The sequence below is a fragment of the Vibrio sp. 1751 genome, assembly GCF_033339895.1.
GTDB classification, from domain to species: Bacteria; Pseudomonadota; Gammaproteobacteria; order Enterobacterales; family Vibrionaceae; genus Vibrio; species Vibrio alginolyticus.
In genome coordinates this window covers 19799-30839 of record NZ_JAWOVM010000053.1, presented here as the reverse complement: position 1 = coordinate 30839, position 11041 = coordinate 19799, and the positions used below count along the sequence as shown (strand labels likewise).

Below are 11041 nucleotides of genomic sequence, written 5' to 3'. Positions count from 1 at the left end.
TGAGGTAGTAGCTCTTGAATTTCAGAGATGTTCATCGTTTTCTTTTCAGTAGTCAAAGTCGTCTTCCTATATCAATTTTTTGCCGCCAAGATGGCAAACGTGGCAACAGGTCGTAAAGCCGAATCGCTTTGCAATATACTAGCAAAATACGCACCATCTTGGAGTTAAATCTACTTAGAGCGCGTCATTATAGAAGAAAAAGACCCGCATTTCGCGAGTCTTCGTACAGAATATGGAACTAGAGCCTGTTAGCTTTCACGTTAAATACAGAGCGAAAGATAACTTGTTCTAAATTTCTTCTTTCTGTTCCAGCTGTTTTTCAACCGCTTTCAGGCGCTTATTCATCTCATCAATACGGTGAACTCGAGTTGCAGTTTTACGCCACTCTCTGTTCGTTTGTAGTGGAATACCTGATGAGTAAAGGCCTTTTTCTTCGATACTGCGCATTACCATGCCCATACCTGTAATCGCCACACCATCTGCGATAGTGATATGGCCATTCAGAACAGACGCGCCGCCAATCTGGCAGTACTTACCAATTTTTGTACTGCCCGCGACAATAGTACCACCAGGCATCACGGTACCATATCCGATCTGCACGTTGTGCGCGATTTGAAGTTGGTTATCCAGAATGACATTGTCTTCAATGATAGTATCTTCGAGTGCACCGCGGTCAATCGTAGTACAAGCACCAATCTCAACGCGGTTACCGATACGCACTGAACCAAGCTGAGGAATTTTAATCCACTCGCCTTTGTCATTCGCATAACCGAAGCCATCAGAGCCAATAACGGTGCCCGATTGAACAAGACAGTCATCACCCAATGACACTTCATGATAGATAGTGACATTAGCCCAAAGCTTGGTGTTATTCCCTAGCTTGGCGTTCTTACCGATAAAACAACCAGCGCCAACGCTTACGTTGTCGCCGAGTTCCACGCCCGTTTCAATCACGGCGTTAGCGCCGATTGTAACGTTCTCACCCATTTTAACGTCAGCGGCAATCACAGCACTTGGTGCAATATCGTTTGCCGGCTTTGGTGTGGTATCCATCGCTTGAACCACACGAGCAAATGCGACATAAGGGTCTGAAACCACTAACGCATTTCCAACGCATTGATCTTTATGCTCAGCCTTTACCATAACAACGGTAGCTTGGCACTCAGAAAGGTGTTTTGCGTATTTTGGGTTAGACAAGAAGGTTACGTCACCTTCTTGTGCTTTATCCATTGGAGCAACACGGCTTACAACGAGAGACTCGTCACCAAACAGCTCACCCCCGGTAATTGTCGCCAATTCGGCTAATGTTAATGTCTTCATAACTTCTTATTTTAGAGCTTTAATTACGTCTTCAGAGATATTGTATTCTGGCTTGCCGTACTGCAAAGCCGAGATATCAATCACAAGATCGTAACCATTTTTGTCTGCGACTTTCTTAACTGCATCTTGAATCGTTTTGAAAAGCTTCGCTTTTTCTTCAGCTTCACGACGCGCACTTGCTTTTTCAAGTGCTTGTGCTTTCACTTTGTACTCGCTGTCGAGCTTCGCGATATCGATACGTAGCTTTTCAACTTCGTCTTGACCCAAAAGCTCGCCGTCACGTTGTAGCTTCTCAATCTTTGTTTTAGCTTGCGCTTGGATTGACTTCAGTTCATCAGCTTTGCTTTTGAAGTCTTTCTGCATTTTTTGTAGTACAACTTCACGTTGAGGAAGAGCTTGAAAAACTTGAGCTGTATTTACGTAAGCAATTTTCTGTGCAGCTTCTGCCGCATTTGCAAACATTGAAGAGCTCAGTACAAGAAGGCCAATCCCAGCCGCTTTGATCATTTTATTCAAAATATTTTCCTCTTTAGAAAGTTCTACCGATAGTGAATGTGAAGAACTCTTCATCATCGCCATCAAATTTCTTAATTGGTTTCGCTAGTGAGAAGACTAGTGGCCCCATTGGAGACATCCACTGCAACGCCGCACCGTAAGAAGAGCGGTAGTTGGTTGGATCTGAGTAATCGTAGTAGTAGTTAGCACCCGAAATGTTGCTATTTTCTCGATAATCAAACTCGGTATCCCAAACACTTGCCATATCAAAGAAGATACTGGTACGAATTTGGTTTTGTACTTCCTCTGATGCGAACGGCGTTGGAACGATCAACTCAATACTTGCTAATGCGACTGCGTTACCACCCACTGAATCATCTGTCGCAATATCTGTACCATTGTTAGAGCCGGATGTATCGCGGTAAACCGCTTTAGGGCCAACAGAGTTTGAGCCAAAGCCACGAAGCGATGTAAAGCCACCGGCGTAGTAGTTTTCGTAGAATGGGAACAAGTTATCGTTACCATCCGTTTGACCGTAACCATTACCGTAACCTAAGCGGCCACGGAACAAGAGGGTAAACTCGTGCTTTTTAGTCAATGGCACATACTGGCGAACATCGTACTGCATTTTGAAGTATTGAACGTCAGAGCCAGGTACGGTCATTTTATAGAATGCACGCTGATGGTTACCTGCCGTAGGGAAATAGCCACGGTTTAAGTTATTACGTGTCCAAGAGATATTGAAGTCGAAGTCGTTCGTATTCAATGCCCCACTTGAATCTATATTATCTTTTTGCGCTTCTAAGAACTGCTCTACCTGCAAGTAAGGCGATAAGTTACCGATCTTGTTGTGCGTATAACCGACACCGAATTCAAAACGGTTCAACTCATCGAATGGGAAGCCCCACGTTAAGCTCGCGCCATAGCTTTCGTTGGTATAGTCAACGATATTGGCTTCTTTAGCTTCAAATTCGTTATAGAAAACCTTACCACCTAAGCTTACACCGTCTAAGTTCCAGTACGGATCACGGTAATCAAGACTGATGTTTTTCTGGTAGTCATTCATCATCGCGTTGATACCAACACGGTTACCGCTACCAATAAAGTTATCTTGTTGCAGGCCAACCTGGAAGCTCACACCCGATTCTGTACCGTAGCCAACACCGAAGTTAACGCTACCAGAGTTCGCTTCTTTGACAGAGTAAACTAGGTCAACTTGATCATCACTACCAGGAACTCGAACCGTCTGTACTTCAACATTTTCAAAGTAGCCCAAACGATTTAGACGAGTTTTACCCGTTTCAATCGATTTCGAGTTCAACCAACTGCCTTCCATCTGACGCATTTCACGACGAAGGACTTCATCTTTGGTTGAGTTATTACCCGTGAAGCGAATATCACGAACATAAATTCGGTTACCCGGGTCTACGTTAACGACCAAAGAAACTTCTTGATTCTCGTCGTCAAACTCTGGAATGGTATTCACTTGAGGATAAGCATAACCGGACTCACCAAGCACACGCTTAATCCCTTCTTCCATTGAAGTCACCAACGAGCCGTTGTATGTCTCATTGTCTTCAAATGGCACAAGTCTTTCGAACGTCGCTTCCTCACCAATCAAATCACCACGGAACTTCACATCCTTAACGGTGTAAACCTCGCCCTCTTCTAGACCAAGAGTAATGTATACCCCTTTCTTGTCAGGAGAGATTGCAACTTGTGTCGAATCAACGTTAAATTTTAAGTAACCACGATCCAGGTAGAATGATTTGAGTGCTTCAATATCACCTGCAAGAACTTGCTTTTGATACTTTTCATCAGAAAGGAAATTCCACCACGGCACATCAACATTTAAGTTAAAGCGCGAAAGCAGCTCTTCATCACTGAACACTTCATTACCGATAAAGTTGATTTGCTGAATTTTTGCCGACACACCTTCAGTAAAGACAAACTTAAGATCAGAACGATTACGTGGTAGTGGAGTCACCACCGCTTTTACTGTTGCGTTGTATTTACCTACGCTGTAGTAAAAGTCTTCTAAGCCTTTTTCAATGTTGCTTAGCGTGGTGCGGTCAAGCGCTTCACCTTCACGAACGCCAGACGCGTTCAGGTTTTCTTGTAGCTGCTCGTCCTTGATTGCTTTGTTACCTGAAAAAGAGATGCTTGCAATGGTAGGACGTTCTTTGACTTGAACCATCAGAACACCACCGTCACGCAACACTTTCACATCTTCAAAGTTACCAGATGCATACAGGGCGCGGATAATTTCTGCAACATCGCCTTGGCCAATGGTATCACCGACACGTACAGGCATTTTCAACAATGCAGCACCCAGTGCTACACGCTGCAATCCATCGATTTCAATATCTTGAACTACGAAGTTCTCTGCTCCATTTGCAGATACACTGGTCGCCAGTAAACTTGCAAATAGAATTCGCTTAATCGCCATACTTGTTCTAATTATTCCTTGCTACTGCTTTTGTCTCTGAACTATCACAGACGAGTAAAATCATTAAATAGCGCTAACGCCATGAGCGAGAAGATGATCGCACCACCAATTCTAAAGCCCATTTCCTGCACTTTCTCAGGAACAGGACGTCGAATGACTGCTTCAATTGCAAAAAACAACAAATGACCGCCATCCAACATTGGTAAAGGAACGAGATTAATAATACCTAGGTTAACACTAATTAGAGCCAGAAAACCTAAAAAGTAGACCAAACCATAATCTGCTGTCGCGCCTGCGCCTTTGGCTATTGATATTGGTCCACTCAGATTATTCAGACCAACGTCTCCAACAATCAGCTTCTTAAGCATGCTGATTGTCAAACCAATGACTTGGCCAGTTTTGTCTACTGCTTTACCTATTGACTCGAATACACCAAACTGAAGATCGAAGCGATAACTTTCTGGCCATTCTGCGACTTTAGGTGCAATACCTGCAAAACCAACGACTTCTTTGTTAGCTAGCTCACGGCTACCGGGCGTCAGCGTCAATGTTTGCTCATAACCCTGACGTAACACCGTCAATTCAAGCGGTGTATCAGGATTAGAACGAACCGCTTCAACCACTTGCTTCCATTCGGTTACGCGTTGTTGACCAATTGCGACAACCTCATCACCTGGAAGCACACCGGCTTTTTCCGCCGCTCCACCTTGCGAGACCTGCTCGATAACTCGATACACCTCCGGTGTATACGGAGCAAAACCTAACGACTGCATCGCTGACTGAGTTTCTGGGTCGAACTTCCACTCACGTAAATCGAGCGTTTTCGTTACTTCTGAACCAACTTCATTCGCTGACGTTAGTGTTACCGTCATCAAATCATCGCCAATATGAGAAATCAATCCCATATTTACTGATTCCCAATCCGGAGTTTTGATACCAGATATCGATTTAAGTTCCATTCCAGATTCAATTCCAGCTTCCGCAACAATCGAATTGGGCGTAACTTCACCAATTACAGGCTTAACAGCCGGGATACCAATTAGAAATACCAGCCAATAGGCAAAAATTGCGAAAAGAAAATTAAAGATGGGGCCAGCCGCAACAATAGAGGTTCGCTTCCATAACGGCTTCTTATCAAACGCTAGGTGCTTCTCATGTTCTGGCACCTCATCGACACGGCTATCAACCATTTTCACATAGCCGCCGAGAGGGATCATTGAGATGCTGTACTCCGTTCCGTCTTTGCCTACTTTACTCCAAATAGACTTGCCGAAACCGATTGAAAACTTTTCAACTTTAACGCCGCAACGGCGAGCAACCCAAAAATGCCCAAATTCGTGCACGGCAACAAGAATGCCCAGTGCGACGATAAAAGAAATGAGATTCCACAATATACCAGTCATCAGCTACGCTCGCGTATGGTTTCTAGGGCAATAGTTCGTGCCATTCTATCTAGCTCGAGCAAGCTTTCCAAGCTATTCGCATTCTCAGCTTTGCAGCTTGCGTTGATTTTATTCAACACAGACTCATTGATGCGAGCAATATCGGTAAAACCTAGTCTGTTATTTAAAAATGCATCAACAGCGACTTCATTAGCTGCATTCAATGCCGTTGTTGCGTGTTGACCTTCATAACAAGCATCAATTGCGAGTTTTAAACATGGGTAACGAGCAAAGTCAGGCTGCAAAAACGTCAGCTCACCAACTTTCGTGAAGTCTAGCGGCTTAACCCCAGCTTCTACTCTTGACGGGTATGACATGGTGAGCGCAATTGGCGTCGCCATATCCGCCTCTCCCATTTGTGCCAAGACCGAACCATCACGATACTGAACCATAGAATGAATCACAGATTGAGGATGAATAACCACCTTCAGTTGTTCGCGAGCAGCATTAAATAGCCACTTAGCTTCGATATACTCAAGGCCTTTATTCATCATCGTGGCAGAGTCAACAGAAATTTTTGGCCCCATAGACCAGTTTGGATGAGCAATCGCCTGCGCGGGTGTCACCTGCTCCAGTTCTGCGATGTCAGTGTAACGGAAAGGACCACCAGATCCAGTCAACAAAATATGAGAAATGCCATGTTCTTGTAAATTGCAACGACCTAGATTGGTTTGTACTTGCTGTGGTAAACATTGGAAAATGGCGTTGTGTTCACTGTCGACGGGAAGTAGCTCTGCGCCAAATTCTTCTACAGCATCAATAAATAGCTGGCCTGACATTACAAGTGCTTCTTTATTTGCCAACAAGACTCGCTTACCTGCTTTCACGGCAGCCATGGTAGGCAATAAGCCAGCTGCTCCAACAATAGCAGCCATTACACTGTCGACCTCGTCCAGCGAAGCAATATGGCATAGCGCATCAACACCACCTAGCACTTCGGTACCTGGCGAAACCGAGTGTAGCTCAGCTTGAAGTTGAGATGCCGCAGCTTTATCTGCCATGACCGCATACTTAGGTTGCCACTGACGACATAGACCGATCATCTTTTCAACGTTAGTGCTTGCCGCTAAGGCAACGACAGAAAACAGATCTGGGTTTTGTTCGACCACTTTAAGCGTGCTTGCACCAATTGATCCAGTAGCACCAAGAATCGTTAACTTTTGCATGTTGTAAGACCGTTAGAAAGCTCAGGAGCGACGACGCCGCTCCTGATAAATTAGAATACGTAGTAAAGAAGAGCAAAAACTGGGAATGCTGCGGTTAGGCTGTCGATACGATCTAGCACACCACCGTGCCCTGGGATAATGTTACTGCTGTCTTTAATGCCTGAGACACGTTTGAACATACTTTCAACCAGATCACCAAGCACTGAAATAACGACAGTAACCAGCGTAATCAGCACCATATGGACAGGGCTAGTGAACTGGATATCGAACCAATCAGCAAATGCCCACGCTACGATTAATGCCGTGATAATGCCACCAATTAGCCCTTCAATGGTTTTATTGGGGCTTACATGAGGAGCCATCTTACGTTTGCCTAAGCTTTTGCCTGCAAAGTAGGCGCCGCTATCTGCAGCCCATACCAAGAAACAAACGTACAACACAAGCTTTGCGCCGTGGTATGGATCTACAGTGATGTCATACGCTCTGAGAATAATCACACTCCAAAGGAATGGGATTAATGTCAGAAAACCAAATACATGACGTAAAACAAAATTACTTTGCCAAGATTTCGTCGTTTTGGGGTAAGTAATCGCCATTAAGCTAGCAATAATCCACCAAACAAAACCAATACCCAAGACGACATAATGAGGTGTCGTTAAGTGATTGAGGCTATATGCATCAGGCGAGATGTATAGAAAACTAAGTCCGGTAATAATGATTGCCGGCACAAGGGCAGCAATGCGAGAGTTGCTTCCTGTAAACTGAGTCCACTCCCAAAAACCTAATAGCGTTATTGCAGTTAAAGCGGCAATAAAGCCCATTAGCGGTAATTTAAAAATGCCTAAAATAACCAGGGGAGCTAAAATTAGTGCTGTTATTATTCTCTGTTTCAAACTAACTAGTCCTTATTGAGCTGCCATCAATGCCTTTATTTGTTCACCTGTACAGCCAAAACGACGTTCTCGGTTGATAAACCAAGTCACAGCTTCTACCAAACTGTCTTCATCGAATTCTGGCCAGTACTCTGGTGTAAAGTACATTTCTGCATAAGCCATTTGCCACAACATAAAGTTGCTGATGCGGCACTCTCCACTGGTGCGAATTAAAAGATCCACTTCCGGTAGGTCTGCCATGGTCAAATGCTCAGTGATTAGCTGCTCATTGATATCCTCTACACGAATTTCACCGTTACGTGCTTTTAGCGCTAACGTTTTAGCAGCTTCTGTGATGTCCCATTTACCGCCATAGTTGGCTGCAATGTTGATCACCATACCCGTGTTATCTGCCGTTAGGTTTTCTGCTTCTACAATTTTCTTTTGTAGACGCTCACTAAATCGACTGGTATCACCGATCACGCGCAACCGTAAGTTATTTTTGTGTAGTTTTTTTACTTCACTAGACAGGACCGTGATAAACAGTTCCATCAAAAGACCCACTTCTTCCTCCGGACGACGCCAGTTTTCACTACTAAAAGCAAACAGCGTCATGGCTCTAATGCCTAGTTTTGAAGCAGCAGCCACGGTCTTACGAACGGCACTAACGCCTTTTTTATGACCAAATACGCGAGGTTTTCCTTTGGACTTAGCCCAACGGCCATTACCGTCCATAATGATGGCAATATGCTTAGGAAGGGAATCAGAGAAGGCTTGAGAATTTTGCATAGGGAGTTAATTGAGTTCCATCAGTTGGATAGACTAACATAAAAAAACGCTGAGCTGTGAGCACAGCGTTTTCCAACAGTGATGTGTGTGGGAGTATTAAACTTCCATCAACTCTTTTTCTTTTGCAGCAAGAACTTCATCGATCTTCTTAACTGCAACGTCAGTTAGCTTTTGAATTTCGTCTTGTGCTTTGCGGTCTTCATCTTCAGAGATTTCTTTATCTTTTAGAAGCGCTTTAAGATCGTTGTTTGCGTCACGACGGATGTTACGAACAGCAACACGACCACCTTCAGCTTCACCACGGACGATCTTAACTAGGTCTTTACGACGCTCTTCCGTTAGCGGTGGAAGTGGAACGCGGATGATAGTGCCAGCTGACATAGGGTTTAGACCAAGGTCAGACGTCATGATCGCTTTTTCTACTTTCGGCGTCAGCTCTTTATCAAAAACCGTGATTGCAAGTGTACGTGCATCTTCAGCAATAACGTTTGCTACTTGGTTTAGAGGTGTTGCTGCACCGTAGTATTCTACAGAAATACCAGATAGTAGGCTTGGGTGTGCACGACCTGTACGAATTTTAGAAAGGTTGTTCTTAAGCGCTTCAACGCTTTTATCCATGCGCTCTTGCGCGTCTTTTTTGATTTCGTTAATCACAGTTTCACCTTAAAAATGTCATCTTTCCTGAAGAAAGCCTAAAACGGTTGAGCAAAGCAAGCACCACCCTAACGCTTTGGAGTGGCACCTTAAGCCAAGCTTATTCGTTGATGAGCGTGCCTTCTGCTTCGCCCATTACCACGCGACGTAGTGCGCCTGGCTTGTTCATATTAAATACGCGGATTGGCATTTTGTGGTCACGAGCTAGCGTAAACGCCGCCAAGTCCATAACTTTCAGCTCTTTATCCAGAACTTCTGCATAAGATAGCTTATCATACAGCTCTGCGTCTGGGTTTGCTACAGGGTCAGCAGTAAATACACCATCAACTTTCGTCGCTTTTAGTACGACATCCGCTTCAATTTCGATACCACGTAAACAAGCAGCAGAATCCGTTGTAAAAAACGGGTTACCAGTACCAGCAGAGAAGATGACAACTCGGCCTTGGCGAAGCTCACGGATCGCATCAGCCCAATTATAGTCGTCACATACGCCTTTTAGAGGGATTGCAGACATAACGCGCGCATTTACGTATGCACGGTGAAGAGCATCACGCATCGCTAGGCCATTCATTACTGTAGCAAGCATACCCATGTGGTCACCAACTACGCGGTTCATACCAGCTTCAGCTAGGCCTGCACCACGGAACAAGTTACCGCCACCGATAACTACACCAACCTGAACACCCAGTTCAACCAGTTCTTTAACTTCTTGTGCCATACGATCAAGGACCGCAGGATCAATACCAAAACCGTCTTCACCTTGAAGAGCTTCACCACTCAGTTTTAATAGAATACGTTGATACGCTGGTTTAGGGTTCGTAGTCATGGAGTTTACCTTCCAAAGAGAGTTGTTGATTAACAGTCATGAATAGACACAACTTCAGTTATGGCTATTCATCACGGCTAATCGTTCACTGCTCATAAAAAGACCGCAGCCTTGGCTACGGTCTAATCTTTATACAGTCTCTAAGGATTAACCTTTTTGAGCTGCTGCAACTTCTTCAGCGAAGCTCATTTCTTCTTTCTTCTCGATACCTTCACCTACTTCTAGGCGAACGAACGTAGAAACTGAAGCGCCTTTTTCTTTCAGCATTTCGCCTACAGTTTTCTTAGGCTCCATGATGAAAGCTTGACCTGTTAGAGAGATCTCGCCAGTGAATTTCTTCATGCGGCCAACAACCATCTTCTCAGCGATTTCAGCAGGCTTGCCTTCGTTCATTGCGATTTCAACTTGAACCGCTTTCTCTTTTTCTACTACGTCAGCTGGTACGTCTTCTGGGTTAACGAACTCTGGCTTAGAAGCAGCAACGTGCATTGCAACGTGCTTAAGAGTTTCTGCGTCGCCTTCACCAGCAACAACAACACCGATTTTCTCACCGTGACGGTAAGAAGCGATTGCAGTGCCTTGAACGTATTCTACGCGACGGATAGTGATGTTTTCACCGATTTTAGCTACTAGAGCTACACGTGCGTCTTCGAATTGTGCTTGTAGTTCTTCAACAGAAGCTTTTGAAGCTAGAGCTGCAGCTGCAACTTCTTCTGCGAATGCAGTGAAGTTACCGTCTTTAGCAACGAAGTCAGTTTGGCAGTTAACTTCAAGAAGAACAGCAACGCCGTTTTCTTCTTTGATGATGATTGCGCCTTCAGCTGCAACGTTACCAGCTTTCTTAGCTGCTTTCGCTGCGCCAGATTTACGCATGTTTTCAATTGCTAGTTCGATGTCAGCGTTTGCTTCTACAAGCGCTTTCTTACATTCCATCATGCCAGCGCCAGTACGCTCGCGAAGTTCTTTAACTAGAGCAGCAGTTACAGTTGCCATTCTGTCTTCCTCGTTTGATTCGAAATAAGGTAAAA

General features: G+C 44.5%; 10 protein-coding genes. All 10 read right to left on the bottom strand.

The genetic code is table 11. The features are described 5' to 3' along the window. Positions 1-288: 288 nt before the first annotated feature. Positions 289-1320: a UDP-3-O-(3-hydroxymyristoyl)glucosamine N-acyltransferase gene (gene lpxD, locus R7041_RS15880; RefSeq protein WP_042521415.1), complete on the bottom strand. Its 1032-nt coding sequence runs from the start codon at positions 1318-1320 to the stop codon at positions 289-291. A gap of 6 nt (positions 1321-1326) precedes the next feature. Next, entirely contained in the window at positions 1327-1836 is a 510-nt protein-coding gene (locus tag R7041_RS15875) for an OmpH family outer membrane protein (protein WP_005391804.1), read from the bottom strand. A gap of 13 nt (positions 1837-1849) precedes the next feature. Then, positions 1850-4264 (bottom strand): outer membrane protein assembly factor BamA, encoded by a 2415-nt coding sequence (bamA, locus tag R7041_RS15870; RefSeq protein ID WP_005380335.1) that lies wholly within the window; start codon positions 4262-4264, stop codon positions 1850-1852. Between the two features lie 44 nt (positions 4265-4308). Then, the gene (rseP, locus tag R7041_RS15865) at positions 4309-5667 is read right to left on the bottom strand and encodes a sigma E protease regulator RseP (RefSeq protein ID WP_005380334.1); all 1359 of its coding nucleotides are present in this window, start codon (positions 5665-5667) and stop codon (positions 4309-4311) included. Beyond that, complete coding sequence (gene ispC, locus R7041_RS15860) at positions 5667-6872, bottom strand: 1-deoxy-D-xylulose-5-phosphate reductoisomerase (RefSeq protein ID WP_005385353.1); 1206 nt, start codon at positions 6870-6872, stop codon at positions 5667-5669. Before ispC ends, rseP begins: the two co-directional genes overlap by 1 nt. Positions 6873-6922: 50 nt before the next feature. Further along, on the bottom strand, positions 6923-7765 hold the full coding sequence (locus R7041_RS15855; protein ID WP_005385351.1) for a phosphatidate cytidylyltransferase: 843 nt from the start codon (positions 7763-7765) through the stop codon (positions 6923-6925). Positions 7766-7777: 12 nt separating this feature from the next. Next, positions 7778-8533 (bottom strand): isoprenyl transferase, encoded by a 756-nt coding sequence (locus R7041_RS15850; protein ID WP_005380331.1) that lies wholly within the window; start codon positions 8531-8533, stop codon positions 7778-7780. A gap of 96 nt (positions 8534-8629) precedes the next feature. Beyond that, the gene (gene frr / locus R7041_RS15845) at positions 8630-9187 is read right to left on the bottom strand and encodes a ribosome recycling factor (RefSeq protein ID WP_005380330.1); all 558 of its coding nucleotides are present in this window, start codon (positions 9185-9187) and stop codon (positions 8630-8632) included. Between the two features lie 100 nt (positions 9188-9287). Further along, positions 9288-10013, bottom strand: coding sequence for a UMP kinase (gene pyrH, locus R7041_RS15840; RefSeq protein ID WP_005380329.1), 726 nt, complete (start codon positions 10011-10013; stop codon positions 9288-9290). Between the two features lie 147 nt (positions 10014-10160). Beyond that, entirely contained in the window at positions 10161-11006 is an 846-nt protein-coding gene (gene tsf / locus R7041_RS15835) for a translation elongation factor Ts (protein WP_005380328.1), read from the bottom strand. Positions 11007-11041 lie beyond the last annotated feature (35 nt).

Bases quoted from the DNA above. Each gene is read 5' to 3' on its own strand.
- ispC (WP_005385353.1), bottom strand. From the start codon at position 6,872: ATGCAAAAGTTAACGATTCTTGGTGCTACTGGATCAATTGGTGCAAGC.
- pyrH (WP_005380329.1), bottom strand. From the start codon at position 10,013: ATGACTACGAACCCTAAACCAGCGTATCAACGTATTCTATTAAAACTG.
- rseP (WP_005380334.1), bottom strand. From the start codon at position 5,667: ATGACTGGTATATTGTGGAATCTCATTTCTTTTATCGTCGCACTGGGC.
- tsf (WP_005380328.1), bottom strand. From the start codon at position 11,006: ATGGCAACTGTAACTGCTGCTCTAGTTAAAGAACTTCGCGAGCGTACT.
- R7041_RS15850 (WP_005380331.1), bottom strand. From the start codon at position 8,533: ATGCAAAATTCTCAAGCCTTCTCTGATTCCCTTCCTAAGCATATTGCC.
- lpxD (WP_042521415.1), bottom strand. From the start codon at position 1,320: ATGAAGACATTAACATTAGCCGAATTGGCGACAATTACCGGGGGTGAG.
- bamA (WP_005380335.1), bottom strand. From the start codon at position 4,264: ATGGCGATTAAGCGAATTCTATTTGCAAGTTTACTGGCGACCAGTGTA.